The organism is Halomonas alimentaria (assembly GCF_009902005.1).
Classification (GTDB): domain Bacteria; phylum Pseudomonadota; class Gammaproteobacteria; order Pseudomonadales; family Halomonadaceae; genus Halomonas; species Halomonas alimentaria.
Genome location: NZ_WUTT01000001.1, coordinates 54,094 through 72,055, shown reverse-complemented (window position 1 = coordinate 72,055; position 17,962 = coordinate 54,094). Strand labels below are relative to the sequence as shown.

The 17,962-nt window shown below is 69.0% G+C and carries 18 protein-coding genes; 9 read left to right on the top strand and 9 right to left on the bottom strand.

Going from position 1 to position 17,962, the window contains the following annotated elements:
- Complete coding sequence (locus GRB96_RS00320; RefSeq protein WP_161429923.1) at positions 1–258, top strand: hypothetical protein; 258 nt, start codon at positions 1–3, stop codon at positions 256–258.
- A 15-nt stretch (positions 259–273) separates the two neighbouring features.
- Here the strand turns inward: GRB96_RS00320 and aroE are convergent, their stop codons facing one another.
- From aroE to GRB96_RS00295, 5 genes are read right to left on the bottom strand one after another with little or no spacing between them, the layout of a single operon-like run.
- Entirely contained in the window at positions 274–1,086 is an 813-nt protein-coding gene (gene aroE / locus GRB96_RS00315) for a shikimate dehydrogenase (RefSeq protein WP_161429922.1), read from the bottom strand.
- The gene (hemF, locus tag GRB96_RS00310) at positions 1,083–2,018 is read right to left on the bottom strand and encodes an oxygen-dependent coproporphyrinogen oxidase (RefSeq protein ID WP_161429921.1); all 936 of its coding nucleotides are present in this window, start codon (positions 2,016–2,018) and stop codon (positions 1,083–1,085) included. The genes aroE and hemF overlap by 4 nt, the downstream gene beginning before the upstream one ends.
- Before the next feature lie 36 nt (positions 2,019–2,054).
- Positions 2,055–2,612 carry an L-threonylcarbamoyladenylate synthase type 1 TsaC gene (tsaC, locus tag GRB96_RS00305; RefSeq protein WP_161429920.1) on the bottom strand — a complete coding sequence of 186 codons (558 nt, stop codon included), beginning with the start codon at positions 2,610–2,612 and terminating at the stop codon, positions 2,055–2,057.
- 46 nt (positions 2,613–2,658) lie between these two features.
- On the bottom strand, positions 2,659–3,759 hold the full coding sequence (dprA, locus tag GRB96_RS00300) for a DNA-processing protein DprA (protein ID WP_161429919.1): 1,101 nt from the start codon (positions 3,757–3,759) through the stop codon (positions 2,659–2,661).
- Positions 3,760–3,766: 7 nt separating this feature from the next.
- Positions 3,767–4,795 (bottom strand): LysM peptidoglycan-binding domain-containing protein, encoded by a 1,029-nt coding sequence (locus GRB96_RS00295; protein WP_420841776.1) that lies wholly within the window; start codon positions 4,793–4,795, stop codon positions 3,767–3,769.
- 227 nt (positions 4,796–5,022) lie between these two features.
- Here GRB96_RS00295 and def point away from each other — a divergent pair, with 227 nt between their 5' ends.
- The 7 genes from def to GRB96_RS00260 all read left to right on the top strand — a co-directional run bounded on the left by def (position 5,023) and on the right by GRB96_RS00260 (position 12,526).
- Entirely contained in the window at positions 5,023–5,535 is a 513-nt protein-coding gene (def, locus tag GRB96_RS00290) for a peptide deformylase (protein WP_161429917.1), read from the top strand.
- Positions 5,536–5,642: 107 nt separating this feature from the next.
- Positions 5,643–6,647 carry a methionyl-tRNA formyltransferase gene (gene fmt / locus GRB96_RS00285; RefSeq protein ID WP_161429916.1) on the top strand — a complete coding sequence of 335 codons (1,005 nt, stop codon included), beginning with the start codon at positions 5,643–5,645 and terminating at the stop codon, positions 6,645–6,647.
- Positions 6,644–8,005 (top strand): 16S rRNA (cytosine(967)-C(5))-methyltransferase RsmB, encoded by a 1,362-nt coding sequence (gene rsmB / locus GRB96_RS00280; protein ID WP_161429915.1) that lies wholly within the window; start codon positions 6,644–6,646, stop codon positions 8,003–8,005. The genes fmt and rsmB overlap by 4 nt, the downstream gene beginning before the upstream one ends.
- A 69-nt stretch (positions 8,006–8,074) precedes the next feature.
- Positions 8,075–8,281: a dodecin gene (locus tag GRB96_RS00275; protein WP_161429914.1), complete on the top strand. Its 207-nt coding sequence runs from the start codon at positions 8,075–8,077 to the stop codon at positions 8,279–8,281.
- Between the two features lie 103 nt (positions 8,282–8,384).
- Entirely contained in the window at positions 8,385–9,758 is a 1,374-nt protein-coding gene (gene trkA / locus GRB96_RS00270; RefSeq protein WP_161429913.1) for a Trk system potassium transporter TrkA, read from the top strand.
- 13 nt (positions 9,759–9,771) lie between these two features.
- Positions 9,772–11,220 (top strand): TrkH family potassium uptake protein, encoded by a 1,449-nt coding sequence (locus GRB96_RS00265; protein ID WP_161429912.1) that lies wholly within the window; start codon positions 9,772–9,774, stop codon positions 11,218–11,220.
- A 73-nt stretch (positions 11,221–11,293) separates the two neighbouring features.
- Positions 11,294–12,526 (top strand): TraB/GumN family protein, encoded by a 1,233-nt coding sequence (locus GRB96_RS00260; protein WP_161429911.1) that lies wholly within the window; start codon positions 11,294–11,296, stop codon positions 12,524–12,526.
- Here GRB96_RS00260 and GRB96_RS00255 read toward each other — a convergent pair.
- From GRB96_RS00255 to aceK, 4 genes are all read right to left on the bottom strand, one after another.
- A complete protein-coding gene (locus GRB96_RS00255; protein ID WP_161429910.1) occupies positions 12,523–13,377 on the bottom strand; it encodes a tRNA-uridine aminocarboxypropyltransferase in 855 nt (284 codons plus the stop codon). The two genes, GRB96_RS00260 and GRB96_RS00255, sit on opposite strands and share 4 nt — an antisense overlap.
- A gap of 66 nt (positions 13,378–13,443) precedes the next feature.
- Positions 13,444–14,178, bottom strand: a complete 735-nt coding sequence (locus tag GRB96_RS00250; RefSeq protein WP_161429909.1) for an SIR2 family NAD-dependent protein deacylase — start codon at positions 14,176–14,178, stop codon at positions 13,444–13,446.
- A gap of 74 nt (positions 14,179–14,252) precedes the next feature.
- On the bottom strand, positions 14,253–14,672 hold the full coding sequence (locus tag GRB96_RS00245; RefSeq protein ID WP_161429908.1) for a SpoIIAA family protein: 420 nt from the start codon (positions 14,670–14,672) through the stop codon (positions 14,253–14,255).
- 80 nt (positions 14,673–14,752) lie between these two features.
- Positions 14,753–16,498 (bottom strand): bifunctional isocitrate dehydrogenase kinase/phosphatase, encoded by a 1,746-nt coding sequence (aceK, locus tag GRB96_RS00240; RefSeq protein WP_161429907.1) that lies wholly within the window; start codon positions 16,496–16,498, stop codon positions 14,753–14,755.
- Between the two features lie 261 nt (positions 16,499–16,759).
- Between aceK and GRB96_RS00235 the strand changes: the two genes are divergently transcribed.
- Positions 16,760–17,929, top strand: coding sequence for a cation diffusion facilitator family transporter (locus tag GRB96_RS00235; protein WP_161429906.1), 1,170 nt, complete (start codon positions 16,760–16,762; stop codon positions 17,927–17,929).
- Positions 17,930–17,962: the final 33 nt, after the last annotated feature.

The following is a 17,962-nucleotide window of genomic DNA, read 5'->3' as shown; positions in this document are numbered from 1 at the left end:
ATGCTGAGACTGGGACTGCTGCTGCTGATCGCCCCCATGCTGGTGCTGATGGGGGTCTACTTCTGGGAGTACTCGAGCGTGCGCGAGTGCACGCTCTCCGGTGGCCACTGGGATTATCTGGAGGGAGTGTGCCGCGACACGCCACAGCCCTTCGTCTCCTGGCTGCAGCGCTACCCCTGGCTGGTCAACGGCGGGATGCTGCTGTCGCTGGTCGGGCTGGTGCTGTGCATGGTGGGGCTCTATACCAAGCGGCGCTGAAGGGCGCCGCCGAGATCACAGCGCCTGGCGGAGGGCCTCCAGCACCGGGGCCGTCTCGGGTCGCCTGCCCCGCCACTGGAAGAATGACTCCGCCGCCTGCTCCACCAGCATGCCGAGGCCGTCCACGGTTCGCGCGCCACGCTCGGCGGCCCAGCGCAGGAAGACGGTGGGCACGGCGCCATACATCATGTCGTGGGCGGTGGCCCCCGGGGCGAAGAGGTCATCGGGCAGCGGTGGCAGGTCACCGGCGAGACTGGCGCTGGTGCCGTTGATCACCAGGTCGAAGGGACCGGCCACGGCGTCGAAGCCGCCGCCGGCAATCTCACCCAGGTCGCTGAAGTCGGCGGCGAGCCGCGCGGCCTTCTCGGCGGTGCGGTTGGCCACGAACAGGCTTCCCGGCCCCGCGGCCAGCAGCGGCTCCAGCACCCCGCGCACCGCGCCTCCGGCGCCCAGCACCAGGATTCGTGCTCCGGCCAGCGTCACGCCGTGGCGCTCGAGGTCGCGCACCAGACCGATGCCATCGGTGGTATCGCCATATGTCAGGCCGTTACCTCCCAGGACCAGGGTGTTGACCGCCCCGGCGCGGCGGGCGCGCTCGCTGAGCGTGTCGCTGAGCCGGAAGGCCTCCTCCTTGAAGGGTACGGTGACGTTGGCGCCACGTCCGCCCTCGGCCGTAAAGCGCCGCCAGGCGCCGGTGAAGTCATCCAGTGGCGCCTCGATGGCGGTGTACTCGATGCTCTCGCCCGTCTGCTCGGCGAAGGCCGCGTGGATCAGCGGCGACTTCGAGTGGGCCACCGGATGGCCGAAGACACAGTAGCGATCGATCATGCTTCGTTCTCCTCTCGTGCTTCGCCAAGCCAGTCCCGGGGGTGCAGGTAGTGTGCATAGAGCTCCGCCTCCGGGCTCCCCTCCTCGGGCTCCCAGGCATACTCCCAGCGCGCCAGCGGCGGCATCGACATCAGGATCGACTCGGTGCGCCCGCCACTCTGCAGCCCGAACAGGGTGCCGCGGTCCCAGACCAGGTTGAACTCCACGTAACGCCCGCGTCGATAGAGCTGGAAGTCGCGCTCACGCTCGCTCCAGGGGGTGTCGACGCGGCGACTCACGATGGGCAGGTAGGCCTCGAGGAAGGCGTCGCCCACGGCGCGCTGGAAGGCGAAGCTGCGCTCGAAGCCCCAGTCGTTGAGGTCGTCGAAGAATAGCCCGCCCACGCCCCGGGTCTCGTCACGATGCTTCTGATAGAAGTAGTCGTCACACCACGCCTTGAAGCGTGGGTAGACCTCCTCGCCGAAGGGCGCACAGGCCTCCCGGGCCACCCGGTGCCAGTGCACCACATCCTCGAGCACCGGGTAGAAGGGCGTCAGGTCGAAGCCGCCCCCGAACCACCACACCGGCGCCTCGCCGGGCTTCTCGGCGATGAAGAAGCGCACGTTGCCGTGGCTCGTCGGCACATGGGGATTCTCCGGGTGCAGCACCCAGGAGACCCCCACCGCGTGGAAGCTGCGTCCGGCGAGCTCGGGGCGAGCCGCGGTCGCCGAAGGCGGCAGGCGTTCGCCATACACATGGGAGAAGTTGACCCCGCCCTTCTCGAACACGCGCCCGTTCTCGATCACCCGCGAGCGGCCGCCGCCGCCCTCCGGGCGCTGCCAGGCATCCTCGCGGAATCCGGCGCCGCCATCCGCGGCGGCCAGGGCAGCACACAGGCGCTCCTGGAGGTCGAGCAGGTAGGTCTTGACGTCATCGAGTCGCGGGTGGGCCAACGGAGCCTCCGGATGGGGTGAAGTGACGGAAAAGGGTCAGTCGCGCAGCACCCGGCCACTGACCAGGTCGCGAATGGTGCTGGGGCGCTCGAGGCCGCCGAGCTCACCCTCGACGATGGCATCGAGCCCATCGCCGAAGATGCTGCGTACCTCCTCGGCGCTCATGGCCGGCGGCTCGCTGGCCACATTCGCCGAGGTGGAGACGATGGGGCCGCCGAAGGCCTCGCACAGCGTGGCCACCAGCGGATGGGCGCTGACCCGCAGGGCCACCCGGTCATGCTCGCCATGCACCAGGGCATGGCTGCGGCCGTTGTCGGGCACCAGCCAGGTATTGGGCCCCGGCCAGCTGGCCGCCAGCGGCGCCTGCAGCTCGACGGGCAGCCCCTCGAGCCAGGCGGCGAACTGCTCGATGCGCCCCGCCACCAGGATCACTCCCTTGGCGGGATCGCGACGCTTGAGGCGCAGCAGTTTCGTCACTGCTGCATCGTTGTCGGGGTCGCAGCCCAGGCCCCAGACCGCCTCGGTGGGATAGGCGATCACGCCGCCCCGGCGCAGGGCGGCGACGGCATGGTCGATCTGGCGGGCCTGGCTCATTGGATAGCTCCCCTGGCTCGGTGCGGTGAAACAGCGCAGGATTCTATCACGGCGCCGAGAGGCGCACCCAGCCGCCGGCGACCCGCGCCGCCTGGCCCTCCAGCTCCAGCGCCAGCAGACGCCGCTGGCACTCGGCGATATCGAGACCGGTCAGCCCTACCAGCGCGTCCGCGGGGGTCGGGCTGCCGCTCAGCCAGCGCAGCAGCGGGTCATCATTCCGGCCCGAAGCTTCGTCGCGGGGCGCGACGGGCATCGCCGGGGCCTGCCACTGGGTGAGCTCGGCGAGGATGTCATCGACCCCACGCACCAGCACGGCACCCTCGCGGATCAACCGCAGGCAGCCCCGCACCTGGGGGTTATGCAGCGAGCCGGGCAGGGCGAACACCTCGCGCCCCTGCTCCCCGGCCAGCCGCGCGCTGACCAGGGAGCCGCTCTGTTCTGCGGCCTCTACCACCAGCACCCCGCAGCTGAGCCCGGTGACGATACGGTTGCGCCGCGGGAAGAAGCCGGCCCGGGCCGGGGTGCCGGGCGGGTGCTCGGAGAGCAGCAGGCCATCCGGTTCACGCAGGCGGGCGTGCAGGCGATGGTGGCGCGCCGGATAGACCACATCGACACCACAGCCGAGCACCGCCACGCTGGTCCCGCCGGCGTCCAGGGCCGCCTGCTGGGCGGCGGCATCGATGCCCAGCGCCATGCCGCTGACCACGCACCAGCCCCGCTCGGCGAGTTCGCGGGCGAAGGCGGCGGCGTTGGTCAGTCCCTCGCGGGTGGCGCGACGCGACCCCACCATGGCCAGCTTGGGGGGCGCCAGGGCGGCGAGGTCACCCCAGGCCCACAGCAGCGGCGGTGGATCGGGAGTCTCGGAGAGTAGCTCGGGCCAGGCGGGATGCCCGGCATGCAGCAGGTGGCGGTCGGCGGAACCCTCGACCCAGGCGAGGGCCGCCTCTACCGCCGGGGAAAGCGGGCTGCGAGCGGGGTGATCGAGCCAAAGCCGCAGCGCGGTAGCGGCCTCGCGCGGCAGCACCGCCAGCCAGCCGCCGGGCCATTCGGGTCGGCGGGCGGCCAGCTCGGCCAGCGAGCCCGCCCCGAGACCCGGCAGGCCCGCGAGTGCCAGCCACTCCCGGGCACCGAGGGCCGGCGACGGCATGCCGGCCTCAGCGCAGGGCGGCGCTGACCGCCCGCCGCGGGTTGTGCACGCGATCTCCCACGCCCAGGGTGCGGCTGGCCTCCATGACCAGGCCATAGCTCATCTTCTGGTAGGTCTTGAAGACCATCACCAGGCCGGCATCCTCCCCCGGCAGGCGTAACTGCTCACCGGTGCGCGGATCGCTGACCAGCTCGCCGCGCTGCTCGACCATCAGCACATGGCCGGGCTCGAGCCCGTCGCGTTGGCCGCGGTCCAGCGCCACCACCTGCAGGCGGCCGATGAACTGCACCCCACCGGGCACCGACAGGATGGTGCCCTCGACCTCGCGCTCGGGGGCACGCGGAATAAACTCGGTCACCAGGCCGCGATCCTCCAGGGGCAGCACGATGTCGCCGTTGCGCACCTCCTGACGTGACGAGCTCACCTCCAGCACCGCCATGTCCTCCTCCTGGCGTTCGCGGCGGGCCTGGCCGACGCTCTCCAGCTCCAGGCCCAGCAGCTCACCGCTGGCCGGGTCGAGGAAGCGCTCGCCCACGCGATAGAAGCCCACGCGACCACCCGCCGGAACCTCGCCCCGGGCGTAGAGACGATCGCCCACACCGCTCATCAGCCGACGATCGTCGCCGCCCACCACATAGGCCAGCTCTTCCAGGGCCTCGGGGTCATCGACGATACGGTGCTCGCGCAGGAAGTGGCGAATATCTTCAAGCGGGATCGGCGTGATCGCCTCGCGATGCGGAATGGTGCGCATCTCGGGCGACAGCCTCACCTGCCCCTGACCCCGCTCCAGCCCCAGGCAGGGACGGCCGCCGCAGTCGTAGAGGTAGATGACATCGCCCGGATAAATCAGGTGCGGGTTGCGGATCTGCGGGTTGACCTGCCACACCTCGGGCCACTGCCAGGGATGGCGCAGGAAGCGCCCCGAGATATCCCACAGGGTGTCGCCGCGCACCACGGTATAACGGTCCGGGGCGTCGCCGCGCAGGCCATCTTCCCAGCTCAGCCCCTGGCCCTGGACACCGGCAGCCAGGGCCATGCCCAGCGCCGCCACCAGGCCCAGCCAGCCGCGCCGCACCTTGCCGTCACTTATCTGCCTCATCCCTGCTCTCCCCGCGTGTCACCGGCCGATGCCATGGAACGCTACCGGCGTGTTATAGTCTGAGGTTATCGACGTGTTGCGACTTCGGCCCTGTCGTTGCCGTGCGCATCACACATAGAATAGTGTCATTGTGTAAATGACAGCATAACGGTGAAACCAACGCCATGGCCAAATTACCTATCCTCGAATACCCCGACGAGCGCCTGCGCAACCGGGCGGCGCCGGTGGAGACCGTCGACGACGAGGTGCGCCGGCTGGTCGACGATATGCTGGAGACCATGTACGACGCCAGGGGCATCGGCCTGGCCGCTACCCAGGTGGACGTCCATCGCCGCGTGATCGTCATGGATGTCAGCGACGACCGCACCAGCCCCCTGGTGCTGATCAACCCCGAGGTTGCGCCCATCGGCGAGGAGCGCGAACCGATGCAGGAGGGCTGCCTGTCGATCCCCGAGTACTATGCCGATGTGCCGCGCGCCCTGCGTGTCCACCTCAAGGCCCTGGATCGCGACGGCCAGCCCTACGAGCTGGAGGCCGACGGTTTGCTTGCCCACTGCATCCAGCACGAGCACGACCACCTCGAGGGGGTGCTGTTCGTCGACTACCTCTCACCGCTCAAGCGTGACCGGGTAATGAAGAAGATGCAGAAGCGCCACAAGCTGATGCACGACGCCTGACCCCGTCCCGCCTCACCGCGAAGGCCGACGCAACATGCGTCGGCCTTCGTCGTTTGCGGTCCGCTCCGTTATCATTAGGGGCATTCACTCACGGCCAGGCTCCCACCATGTCCCGACCCCACGACTCTCGCTCACTCAGCGTCATCTTCGCCGGCACGCCCGACTTCGCTGCCGAGAGCCTCGCGGCGCTGCTGGCCAGCCGCCACCGCGTGATCGCCGTCTATACCCAGCCCGACCGCCCATCCGGTCGTGGCCGCAAGCTGACGCCGAGCCCGGTCAAGGCGCTGGCCCTCGAGCACGACCTGCCGGTGTACCAGCCCGAGAGCCTCAAGGACCCCGAGACCCAGGCGGAGCTCGCCGCCCTCGACGCCGACATCATGGTGGTGGTGGCCTACGGCCTGATCCTGCCCGGGGCGGTGCTGGAGGCGCCACGACTGGGCTGCCTCAACGTCCACGCCTCGCTGTTGCCGCGCTGGCGTGGTGCCGCGCCCATCCAGCGGGCCATCGAGGCCGGCGACGCCGAGAGTGGGGTGACCATCATGCAGATGGACGAGGGGCTCGACACCGGCGACATGCTGCTGGTGCGGCCCACGCCGATCACCGCCTCGACCACCGGCGGCGAACTCCACGACACCCTGGCCACGCTGGGCGGCGAAGCGATCGTCGAGGCCCTGGACGCCCTGGCCGAGGCGGGCCTATCGGCTACGCCTCAGCCCGAGGAGGGCGTCACCTACGCCGCCAAGCTCTCCAAGGCAGAGGCCGAACTGGACTTCCGCTGCCCCGCCGCGGAGCTTGCCGCCCGGGTGCGCGCCTTCAACCCCTGGCCGGTGGCCTGGTGTGCGTTCGACGGCGACCGTCTGCGCCTGCTGCTGGCTGAGACACACGACCTCGGCGAGGGTGAAGCCCCCACCGCCCCGGGCACTCTGCTTGCCCATGACGATGATGCGCTGCGCATCGCCTGCGGCCCCGAGGGCCGTGAGGTACTGCGGGTGACCCGTGCCCAGTTGCCCGGCGGCAAGGCATTGCCCGTCGCCGAGCTGCTGCGTGCCCGGGCCGACCGCTTCCCCGCCGGCCTGCAGCTGGGCCGCCACGACGAGGAGACCCCGGCATGAGCGACGCTCCCGGCAAGCCCCGCCGCCCCGCCTCCCGGGGCATCGAGAACGACGGCGGGTTGGCGGTGCGCGCCGCCGCCGCCCGCGCCCTGGTGCCGGTAATCACCGGCAAGGGCTCCCTCACCGGCCTCGATGACCACCAGGTAGTGGCCCGCGACCGTGCCCTGTTCAAGGCGCTCTGCTTTGGCGTCTGCCGCACCCTGCCGCGCCTCGAGGCCCTGGCCGCGAAGCTGCTGGTCAAGCCCTTCAAGGCCCGCGACGCCGACGTCCAGGCGCTGCTGCTGCTGGGCATCCACCAGCTGCTCTACCTGCGGGTGCCCGCCCATGCCGCGGTGGGCGAGACCGCCGGGGCCGCCCGCCTGCTCGGCAAGGAGTGGGCCACCCGGGTACTCAACGGCTGCCTGCGCCGCCTGCAGCGTGAGTCTGCCGCCCTGCAGGCGGAGATGGATCGCGACCCCGCCGTTGCCCTGCTGCACCCGACATGGCTGCTCAAGGCGCTGCGCCAGGCCTGGCCCGACGACTGGCGTGCGGTGGCCGAGGCCAACAACGTGCCGGGGCCGATGACGCTGCGGGTCAACCGTCGCCATGGCGATCGCGAGGCCTACCTCGACCGCCTCGCCGCCGCCGGCCTGGAGGCGCGCCTGTGCGCCCACGCCCCGGACGGCATCACCTTGGAGACACCCTGCGACGTGCATGATCTGCCGGGCTTCGCCGACGGCCACGTCAGCGTCCAGGACGAGGCCGCCCAGCTCGCCACCGTGCTGCTCGGCCCGGCCCTGGCACCCCGCCCCGGCGCACGGGTGCTCGATGCCTGCTGCGCCCCGGGGGGCAAGACTGCCCACTTGCTGGAGGTGTTCGACATCGAGATGCATGCGGTGGACAGCGACGCCGAGCGCCTGGCCCGGGTCGAGGGCGCCCTGGAGCGCCTGGGCATCGGGGCGCGCCTGGCCCATGGCGACGCCACCGCCCGCGACTGGTGGGACGGCACCCCCTTCGAGGCGATCCTGCTCGACGCCCCCTGCTCGGGCAGCGGCGTGATCCGTCGCCACCCGGACATCAAGCGCCTGCGCCGCCCCTCGGATATCAAGGCGCTGGCCGCGCTGCAGGCACGCCTGCTCGACAACCTGTGGCCGCTGCTGCGTCCGGGCGGCACCCTGCTGTACGCCACCTGCTCGGTGCTCCCCCAGGAGAACAGCGAGCAGATCGCCGCCTTCCTGGCGCGCACCCCGGATGCCGAGGCGACCACCCCGCCAGACGTGGCCTGGGGGCGCCCCGCCGGTGCCGGGCGCCAGTTGCTGCCGGAGGTCGACAGCCAAGACGGCTTCTTCTATGCCAGACTCAGGAAGGCCAACGCCTGACGCGGGAAGGGGCCGCCGTCCCGCCAGGCTGCACCGCATGACCGCTTATCCACACACGCCGGAGGCATCATGAGCAACCACGTCTACAAGCATATCGAACTCACCGGCTCCTCCGAGGAGGGCATCCAGCAGGCCATCGAGAGCGCCATCACCAAGGCCAGTGATAGCCTGCACGGCATGCGCTGGTTCGAGGTCATCGACACCCGCGGCCATGTCGAGCATGGCCGGGTATTGCATTGGCAAGTCACGATCAAGGTCGGTTTCACCCTGGACTGACTCTCGCGGCCTGTCCTTCCCGTGGCGGCTGGTTTAGGCTAGCCGTCACGTGCTGCGGCGCACCAGCAGGCGCCGCCCCTCGACCCAGCGGAACCCCCACGCGATGAAGATCATCATTCTCGGCGCCGGCCAGGTCGGCGGCACCCTGGCCGAACACCTGGCCCGCGAGGAGAACGACATCACCGTCGTCGACACCGACGGCAACAAGCTGCGCGAGCTGCATACCAAGCTCGACATCCGCACCGTGGTGGGGCCCGGCTCCTACCCCATGGTGCTGCGCCAGGCGGGCTGCGAGGACGCCGACATGCTGATCGCGGTGACCAGCCAGGACGAGGTCAACATGATCGCCTGCCAGGTCGCCCATACCCTGTTCCGCACCCCCACCAAGATCGCCCGGGTGCGCGCCACCGCCTACCTCACCCGCCGCGGCCTGTTCGCCCACGAGGCGGTGCCCATCGACGTGCTGATCAGCCCCGAGCAGGTGGTCACCGACCATATCCGCCGCCTGATCGAGCACCCCGGCGCCCTGCAGGTGCTGGAGTTCGCCGGCGGCCTGGTGCAGCTGGTGGCGGTGAAGGCGATCTACGGCGGCCCCCTGGTGGGCCAGGACCTGGCCTTCCTGCGCCGCCACATGCCCAGCGTGGATACCCGTGTGGCGGCCATCTACCGCCGCAACCGGCCCATCATCCCGCGCGGCGACACCGTCATCGAGGCCGACGACGAGGTGTTCTTCATCGCCGCCCGTCGCGATATCCGCGCGGTGATGAGCGAGCTTCGGCGCCTCGATCGCGACTTCCGCCGGGTGATGATCGCCGGCGGCGGCAACATCGGCGAGCGCCTCGCCGAGCACCTCGAGCACAGCCACCAGGTGAAGATCATCGAGCACAGCCTGGAGCGCTGCACGGTGCTCTCCGAGCGCCTCGACCGCACCGTGGTGCTGCATGGCAGCGCCACCAGCAAGCGGCTGCTGGAGGAGGAGAACATCGAGGAGTGCGACATCTTCTGCGCCCTGACCAACGACGACGAGGTCAATATCATGTCGTCGATGCTGGCCAAGCGCATGGGAGCCAAGAAGGTGCTGACGCTGATCAACAACGCCGCCTACGTCGACCTGGTGCAGGGCGGCGAGATCGACATCGCCATCTCGCCGCAGCAGGCCACCATCGGCAGCCTGCTTACCCACGTGCGCCGAGGCGACATCGTCAACGTGCACTCCTTGCGTCGCGGTGCCGCCGAGGCCATCGAGGCGATCGCCCACGGCGACACCCAGTCCTCCAAGGTGGTGGGGCGCGCCATCGGCGAGATCGACCTCCCCCGGGGCACCACCATCGGCGCCATCGTGCGCGGCAAGGAGGTGATGATCGCCCATGACGACGTGGTGGTGGAGTCCGGCGACCACGTCATCCTGTTCGTGATCGACAAGCGCCGCATCCGCGACGTGGAGCGGCTGTTCCAGGTCGGGCTGACCTTCTTCTGACGGGGAGTCATCGATGAGCCTGCGCATGATCCTGCGCATCCTGGGGCTGCTGCTGATGCTCTTCAGCCTGACCATGATGCCGCCGATCCTGATCTCGCTGCTGTTCGCCGACGGCCAGTGGGACGCCTTCGCCGTGGCCATCGGCATCACCGTACTGACCGGCCTGGCGATGTTCCTGCCCAACCGCCGCGCCCGCAAGGAGCTGCGCACCCGGGACGGCTTCCTGATCGCCGCGCTGTTCTGGAGCGTGCTGGCGCTGTTCGGCTCGCTGCCGCTGATGCTCACCGACGTGACGCCGCTCTCCCTGACCGATGCGGTGTTCGAGTCCTTCTCGGGGCTGACCACCACCGGCGCCACAGTGATCACCGGCATCGAGCACCTGCCCGAGTCGATCCTCTACTACCGACAGCAGTTGCAGTGGCTCGGCGGCATGGGGATCGTGGTGCTAGCCGTGGCCATCCTGCCGACGCTGGGCGTCGGCGGCATGGCCCTCTACCGCACCGAGATCCCGGGGCCGCTCAAGGACTCCAAGCTCACCCCGCGCATCACCGAGACCGCCAAGGCGCTGTGGTACATCTACGCCTCGCTGACCATCGCCTGCATGCTCGCCTACATGGCCGCCGGCATGGACTGGTTCGACGCCCTGGGCCACAGCTTCTCCACCGTGGCGATCGGCGGCTTCTCCACCTACGACGCCAGCATCGGTCACTTCGACAGCGCCGCCATCGAGCTGATCTGTGTGTTCTTCCTGCTGGTCTCGGCGGTCAGCTTCAGCCTGCACTTCACCGCCTGGCGCCAGCGCAGCGTGCTGCACTACTTCGAGGACCCCGAGGCGCGCTTCCTGCTGCTGTTCCTGGCCGGGCTGACCACCATCACCGCGATCTCGCTGTGGCTGACCGGCACCTACGAGACCCAGCTGGGGCTGCGCCATGCCCTGTTCGAGGTGGTCTCGGTGGCCACCACCGCCGGCTTCGCCGTGGCCGACTTCTCGCTGTGGCCCGGCGCCCTGCCCTTCCTGCTGTTCATGGCCGCCTTCGTGGGCGGCTGCTCCGGCTCCACCGGCGGCGGCATGAAGGTGATCCGCATCATCCTGATCCTCAAGCAGGGCATGCGCGAGGTGATGCGCCTGATCCATCCCAGCGCGGTGATCACGGTGAAGATCGGCAAGGTGAGCGTGCCGGACGGCATCGCCCAGGCGGTGTGGGGCTTCTTCTCCGCCTACGTGATGCTGTTCTTCCTGATGCTGGTGGGGGTGATGGCCACCGGGGTCGACCAGGTCACCGCCTGGTCGACGGTGGGCTCGGCGCTCAACAACCTGGGCCCGGCCCTGGGCGAGGCCTCCGCCCACTACGGCGACCTGCCCGACCTGGCCAAGTGGATCCTGGTGATGGCCATGCTGCTGGGCCGCCTGGAGATCTTCACCGTACTGGTGCTGTTCACCCCGGCCTTCTGGCGGCGCTGACACCTCCCCCGGGTTTGGCCGAGCGCTGACGTTCGTGGATAATCGACGCTTCACTCCCTCGAAGCGAGCCTCCATGACCGAGACCCAGGCCCCGACCCGCCCGGATGACGCCACCAGCGGCCCGCAGCGGGTCCTGCAGGTCGGCGAGACCCGCTACACCCTGCTCGGCACCGCCCACGTCTCCGCCGAGAGCGCCGAGGACGTGCGTCGGCTGATCCGCTCCAGCGAGTTCGACGCCGTGGCCATCGAGCTGTGCGACTCGCGCCACCACAGTCTCACCAACCCCGACGCCCTGGGGGAGCAGGACCTGTTCCAGATCTTCCGCCAGGGCAAGGCCGGGGTGGTGGCGGCCAGCCTGGCGCTGGGCGCCTTCCAGCAGCGCCTGGCGGAGCAGTCCGGCATCGAGCCCGGCGCCGAGATGCGCGCCGCCCTGGAGGAGTCTCGGCAGGCGAAGCTGCCGCTGCTGCTGATCGACCGCGACGTGGGGATCACCCTCAAGCGTATCTACCACAATGTCCCCTGGTGGCAGCGTTTCTCGCTGTTCTCGGGACTGCTGGGCAGCGTACTGTCACGCCAGGAGGTCTCCGCCGCGGAGATCGAGCGGCTCAAGGAGGGCGACGTGCTGGAGTCCACCTTCAGCGAGTTCGCTGCCGAGTCGGAGAGTCTCTACACCCCGCTGATCAGCGAGCGCGACCGCTACATGGTGCTGCGCCTGGCCGAGGAGGCGCCGCCCGGGCGCTACCGGAACGTGCTGGTGGTGATCGGCGCCGGCCATATGAAAGGCATGGCCGAACACTTCGCCGCTCCGCTGCCCGAGGCCCCGCGTCCGGAGCGCGAGGCCCTCGAGGCCACGCCGCCACCGTCGAAGATCTGGAAGGCGCTGCCCTGGGTGATCACCGCCCTGGTGCTGACCGGCTTCGCCATCGGCTTCTCGCGCAACACCGACCTGGGCTGGCAGCTGGTAGTGGAGTGGTTCCTGATCAACGGCGTGCTCTCGGCGGGCGCGACGCTGGCGGCCCTGGCCCACCCGTTCACGGTGATCGCCACCTTCTTCGCCGCGCCGCTCACCTCGCTCAACCCCACCATCGGTGCCGGCTTCGTGGCCGCCGGGGTGGAGCTCTACCTGCGCAAGCCCAAGGTGCGCGACTTCTCCACGCTGCGCCACGATGTCACCCACCTCAAGGGGTGGTGGCGCAACCGGGTCTCTCGCACCCTGCTGGTTTTCCTGACGGCCACCCTGGGCTCCGCCGCCGGCACCTGGATCGCCGGTTTCCGCATCGCCGGGACTCTCTTCGGCACCGCCTAGCCTCTCTGCTTCCGCGCCAGCAGGCGACGCATCGCCGCCGTCGGCGCCTCGATCTTCTCGAAGCGCCGGCTGGCGGCGTAGCTGTCGTTGAAGGCATCGAAGTAATCGTCCAGGGCCTGGGCGGCATCCTCGTCGCCGCCCTGGCGCAGCAGTTCGGCGGCCACCTCGGCGGTGCACAGGTGGGCGCTGGAGGCAGGCTTGCGCAGCCGATAGCGGGTCAACCGCTCGGTGCGCAGCGGCAGCACCGGCAGGGCATCCAGATAGGGGCTCTTGCGGAAGATGCGCCGTGCCTGGCGCCAGGTACCGTCGAGCAGCAGGTAGACCGGAATGCGACCCGCCGCCTTCGCCTCGGCCACGGCGTCGATGCCCACCACACGCTCGGCGTAGTCGGGCTGGTCATCGGGAAAGACCACGAAGGGGGCGAAGCGCGCATCCTCCAGCAGCGTCAGCAGGCGCTCGTCGGGTGCGGTGCGGTACCAGGTGAAGACCTCGGTGTCGGGCAGCACGTCGCGGATCAGCCGCCCGGTATTGGTGGGCTTGAGGTGTTCCATGGAGTGGGTCAGCAGCCACACCCGCGCCTCGCTCTCGGCGCCAACCGCATAGGGACAGAGGCAGTTGAGTTGCGGCAGGTTGCAGCCCGGACAGCGCTCGACGAAGCTGCCGCGGGCCTTGAACTCCCGGCGCGGCGGCCGTGGATGACCGGTCCCGGGGTCACTCGCAAGCCCGGTCCCGGGGTCACTCGCAAGCCCGGTCCGGGGGTCACTAAGCCCGGTCCCTGGGTCACGCGAAGAGCCGGTTGAGAGGTCGCGCCGCTGACGGGGCTCGGGGTCGTGGAAGGAGTCGTCCTGCATGGTGGCCTGTGTCCGGGGGCAAAAGCGGGGGCGCATTCTAGCATGCGACTCACGCCCTGCCCCGCCTCAGCCCAATAGTGTCTCCGGGACCCAGAGCCGCCCCTCGCGTCGCCAGTGGCGCACCAGCGCCGGCACCCCCTTGCCGGCGGGCTGGCTGAGTCGGGTGACGCCGGGAGGCGCCAGCGACTCGGCCTCGGGATCGACGAGCATGCAGGGCGCCTCTAAGGGGGCGTGCTGCAGCAGGGAGGCCGCCGGCATCACGGCCAGCGAGGTGCCCACCACCAGCACCAGATCGGCATCGGCGACGATCTCGCAGGCCTCCCCGAAGTGGGGCACCTCCTCGCCGAACCACACTACATCGGGGCGCAGCTGGCTGCCCTTGTCACAGATGTCACCCAGTTCGATGCCGCCGCGGGGCAGTGGATAGTGCATGCGGCGGTCCACCGAGGAGCGCGCCTTGAGGATCTCACCGTGCAGATGAAGCACATGGCGGGAACCGGCCCGCTCATGCAGGTCGTCGATATTCTGGGTGATGATGCTGACCCGAAAGCCCTGCTCCTCCAGCGCCGCCAGGGCCTTGTGCGCGGCGTTGGGGCGCGCCCGACGAACCTGGTCGCGACGCGCGTTGTAGAACGCCAGCACCCGCGCCGGGTCACGCCGCCAGGCGCCGGGGGTAGCCACCTCCTCGACGGGATGGTCGGCCCACAGGCCATCCGTCGCGCGGAAGGTCTGGATACCGCTCTCGGCGCTGATGCCCGCCCCGCTCAACACCACCAGATGCGGCACTCGCTGCTCCACCATGCGTCACCTCTCGCCACTGACTGCCTCGACCGAAGCTATCACCTGTTGTTCGGACCGGCCAGCAGCGAGCCGGCTCAGGCCCCGTGATAGCCGTCCTCTTCGGGACTCTCGTGGGCGCCTCTGGGGAGTTCGGCTGCCCAGGCCATGGCGGCAGCATGGTCGCGCCTGGCAAAGGTCTGGATCTCCACCGCCCTGAAGAGGCGCTCCTCCAGATGGGCAACGTGCTTGAGCCACGCCTGGTCGGTGACCACGGCGGCACGGTGATAGCGCTCCAGGTCGCCGAGTTGGGTCAGGCCGTAACCGACATCCTTGAGCAGCGCGCCGAGGGTCATCCAGCGCAGGTCATCGATGATGATCACCAGGCTGACCAGGGGGTGGCTTCGCTTGGCGGCCTCGATGGCATCGATGGCACGCTGTAGCTCCTGTCCGGTCACCATGCCACCCGCCTTCATCGCCACGACATGCCCCGCCGAATGGGTAATCAGGTCCAACATGATGTTCTCCTTGGGTCGAGAGCCCTGCATGCAGTCATCAGGGACTTCACTCGCCTTCAGCATAGCGTGCCGCGCTTCGGCTAGTGGATCAGGCCGTTATCCTCGTCGCCACTGAAGCGCTGCTTGTTGCGGTAGGGGTAGACGTCGATGACCCGGCCATCGAGGATCGCCTGCTGCAACCCCTTCCAGTAGTCGGCATCGAACAGCTCGGGGTGGAGCTGATAGAAGAGCTTGCGCAGGCGAATGTCGGCAAACAGGAAGGGGCCGAACTCCTCGGGGAAGATATCGTTGGGCCCCACCGAGTACCAGGGCTCGTCGGCCAGCTCCTGCTCGGGGTAGAGCGGCTCGGGGATATGCCGGAAATTGCACTCGGTGAGGTAGCAGACCTCGTCGTAGTCGTAGAACACCACCCGACCATGGCGGGTCACCCCGAAGTTCTTGAGCAGCATGTCGCCAGGGAAGATATTGGCGGCAGCCATCTGCTTGATGGCGTTGCCGTAGTCCTTGAGCACTGCCCGGGTCTCCTCCTCATCGCACTGCTCGAGGTAGAGGTTGAGCGGGGTCATCATGCGCTCGGTGTAGCAGTGCTTGATGATCACCTTGTCGCCGCGCAGATAGACGGTGGAAGGTGCCACCTCCAGCAGATGCGCCAGGCAGTCGGGATCGAAGTGGTCCTGGCGGGCGATGAAGTTGGAGAACTCCTGGGTATCGGCCATGCGCCCCACCCGGTCGTGGCGCTTCACCAGGCGGTACTTGTCACGGACGTTATCCCGACTCATCGCCTTGCCGGGGTCGAAGCGATCCTTGATGATCTTGAACACCGTGCGGAACGAAGGCAGCACGAACACCGCCATGACCATGCCGCGCACCCCCGGGGCAATGATGAACCTGTCCTCGCGCCGCGCCACCTGGCGGTTGAGGGCCCGGAAGAACTCGGTCTTGCCGTGCTTGAAGAAGCCGATGGCGGCATACAGTTCACCCTGGGGCTTGTCGGGCATCAGCTCCTGGAGGTAGTGCACGAACTCGCTGGGCACCACGACCTTGACCTGGAAGTAGGCGCGGGTGAAGGAGAAGATGATCGACACCTCGTCGGGCTCGATCAGCACCGTATCCAGGTAGAGCCCCTTGCCCTCCTCGTGGAGCACCGGCAGCACCAGTGGCACCTGCTGGCCACCACCCCGCACCCGGCCGACCAGGTAGGCGCCCTTGTTGCGATAGAAGACACTCTTGATCAGCTCGATCTCGGCCTCGGGATCATCGCGAACGGCCTCCGGCAACAGCCGCCGGAGGGCTTCCCCCCCTTGTCCGGCATCCCGCTCCAGGTCGATGAAGGGCGTCACGAAGCGCGCCTCGCCCAGCGCCCAACGCAGCCCGGCCACCCAGTCGCCCGCCACCCGGAGGTGCCGACACAGGGTCAGGCCGGAATGGTGGGCCGCCTGCTCGCGGGAGCTGTAGACGAACATCCAGTCGTTGCGGATATGGCGATGGTGGAAGAGCGAGCAGAACATCGAGTTGAAGTAGGTCTCGGCCAGCTCGTAGTCGAGCCGCTGGTTGATCAGCTCGGCGTAGTGGGTGCGTGCCTCGCGCCAGCACTCGAAGTCGGTGAGAACATCATCCGCGAAGCTGCGACGCAGTCGGTGCAGGGTCGCCTGGACCTTCTCCTCGTAGAGGTTGATGCGCTCCGCCGACGCCTGCTGCGCCTCACGCCATGCCGCCTCGGCGAAACGCCGGCTGGCATCCGCGGTGATCGCCTTGAAGCGCGAACGGTATTCGTCGAAACCATGCAGAATGGTGGCGGCGAGTCGGTAGCTGGGCGAGAGTGGCATGATCGGCTCCGGAGGGCATCGGGCGAGCCTACAGCATGAACAGGACTCGCGACCACGACGAGCCGACCATGGTGGCAGCCACCCCAGGCCAATCACAGTTAGCTATGCTTCGATAGCGAAAGCCACCGGGGAAGCCTTGAACGGTGCCGCCATCTGCGATGGCCCTGGCAGCCGGCGCCTTGCGCAAATCAGGACCTATTCGGTACCATTTGAGCGATACCGCCGATGCGGCTCCTCCAGGGAAGCGTCCCAGGATCGACCATGCAGACCAATCCCGAGAAACATCAGGCCACCTTTCGTGTCACCCTCCTGTCGGTCGCGGTGAACTGCGTGCTGGGCGTGGCCAAGATCATCGTGGGCTGGATTGTCGGCTCGGCCGCGCTGGTGGCGGATGGCGTGCACTCCTTCTCCGACCTGGTGACCGACGGCTTCGTGCTCGCCGCCTCCCACTATGGCCACCAGGGCCCCGACCACGACCACCACTACGGCCATGGACGAATCGAGACCCTGGCCACGCTGTTCCTGGGCAGTGTGCTGATCTTCGTCGCCGGTGCCATCGCCTGGTCGAGCGTGGAACGGCTGTTCTCCACCGCCGAGATCCCGCCCCCCGGACTCTGGGCGATTCTGCTCACCGCCCTGGCGCTGCTCGCCAAGGAGTGGCTGTTCCATATCACCCGCCGGGTGGCGCGACGCATCGGCTCGAAGATGCTCGAGGCCAACGCCTGGCACCACCGCAGCGACGTGCTCTCCACCGGGGTGGTGATGGTGGCCCTGATCGGCAGCCAGTTCGGTGCCGCCTGGATCGATACCGTGGCGGCGGTGATCGTCGGCCTGCTGGTCGGCAAGGTCGGCTGGGACCTGCTGTGGGAGTCGGGCCGCGAGCTGGTGGATACCGCCCTGCCCGTGGCCACCCAGGAGGAGATGCGCCGGATGGCCATGAGCGTGCCCGGGGTGCACGGTATCCACGACCTGCGCACCCGCCAGTCGGCGGGACGCACCATGCTCGACCTGCACGTGGTGGTGCCGCCACGGATCAGCGTCTCCGAGGGCCACGAGATCGGCAACGAGGTGAGTCGCCGACTACGCAACGGCTTCCCCGCCCTCACCGACCTGACCTTCCATATCGATCCCGAGGACGACGCCGGCGAGGGCGACCCCAGCCGCTTCCCGGGGCTGCCGCTGCGCCCCGAGGTGGAGACTGCGCTGGCCAGGCGCTGGGCCTCGCTTGCGGTCTGGTCGGAGATCCGCGAGATGGAGCTGCACTACCTGGAGGACAAGGTCACCGTGGTCATCTGCCTGGACGAGGCGTGTCCACGGGAGAGCCAGGCGGTGGCGAGGGAGCTGGAAATGCGCGCCGACGACATCGACTGGCTCTCCCACGTCGAGGTGCGCCGCCTGTCCGGCACTCCCTACCTGCCGACCACCGCCTGATGCACGCCCGGAGCTGGGCAAGGGAGGCGTGGT

What these genes read in the sequence shown, in the direction of transcription:
- GRB96_RS00320 (WP_161429923.1), top strand. Translation starts at nt 1, where the DNA reads ATGCTGAGACTGGGACTGCTGCTGCTGATCGCCCCCATGCTGGTGCTG.
- aroE (WP_161429922.1), bottom strand. Translation starts at nt 1,086, where the DNA reads ATGATCGATCGCTACTGTGTCTTCGGCCATCCGGTGGCCCACTCGAAG.
- tsaC (WP_161429920.1), bottom strand. Translation starts at nt 2,612, where the DNA reads ATGAGCCAGGCCCGCCAGATCGACCATGCCGTCGCCGCCCTGCGCCGG.
- dprA (WP_161429919.1), bottom strand. Translation starts at nt 3,759, where the DNA reads ATGCCGTCGCCGGCCCTCGGTGCCCGGGAGTGGCTGGCACTCGCGGGC.
- GRB96_RS00295 (WP_420841776.1), bottom strand. Translation starts at nt 4,795, where the DNA reads ATGGCCCTGGCTGCCGGTGTCCAGGGCCAGGGGCTGAGCTGGGAAGAT.
- def (WP_161429917.1), top strand. Translation starts at nt 5,023, where the DNA reads ATGGCCAAATTACCTATCCTCGAATACCCCGACGAGCGCCTGCGCAAC.
- fmt (WP_161429916.1), top strand. Translation starts at nt 5,643, where the DNA reads ATGTCCCGACCCCACGACTCTCGCTCACTCAGCGTCATCTTCGCCGGC.
- rsmB (WP_161429915.1), top strand. Translation starts at nt 6,644, where the DNA reads ATGAGCGACGCTCCCGGCAAGCCCCGCCGCCCCGCCTCCCGGGGCATC.
- GRB96_RS00275 (WP_161429914.1), top strand. Translation starts at nt 8,075, where the DNA reads ATGAGCAACCACGTCTACAAGCATATCGAACTCACCGGCTCCTCCGAG.
- trkA (WP_161429913.1), top strand. Translation starts at nt 8,385, where the DNA reads ATGAAGATCATCATTCTCGGCGCCGGCCAGGTCGGCGGCACCCTGGCC.
- GRB96_RS00265 (WP_161429912.1), top strand. Translation starts at nt 9,772, where the DNA reads ATGAGCCTGCGCATGATCCTGCGCATCCTGGGGCTGCTGCTGATGCTC.
- GRB96_RS00260 (WP_161429911.1), top strand. Translation starts at nt 11,294, where the DNA reads ATGACCGAGACCCAGGCCCCGACCCGCCCGGATGACGCCACCAGCGGC.
- GRB96_RS00255 (WP_161429910.1), bottom strand. Translation starts at nt 13,377, where the DNA reads ATGCAGGACGACTCCTTCCACGACCCCGAGCCCCGTCAGCGGCGCGAC.
- GRB96_RS00250 (WP_161429909.1), bottom strand. Translation starts at nt 14,178, where the DNA reads ATGGTGGAGCAGCGAGTGCCGCATCTGGTGGTGTTGAGCGGGGCGGGC.
- GRB96_RS00245 (WP_161429908.1), bottom strand. Translation starts at nt 14,672, where the DNA reads ATGTTGGACCTGATTACCCATTCGGCGGGGCATGTCGTGGCGATGAAG.
- aceK (WP_161429907.1), bottom strand. Translation starts at nt 16,498, where the DNA reads ATGCCACTCTCGCCCAGCTACCGACTCGCCGCCACCATTCTGCATGGT.
- GRB96_RS00235 (WP_161429906.1), top strand. Translation starts at nt 16,760, where the DNA reads ATGCAGACCAATCCCGAGAAACATCAGGCCACCTTTCGTGTCACCCTC.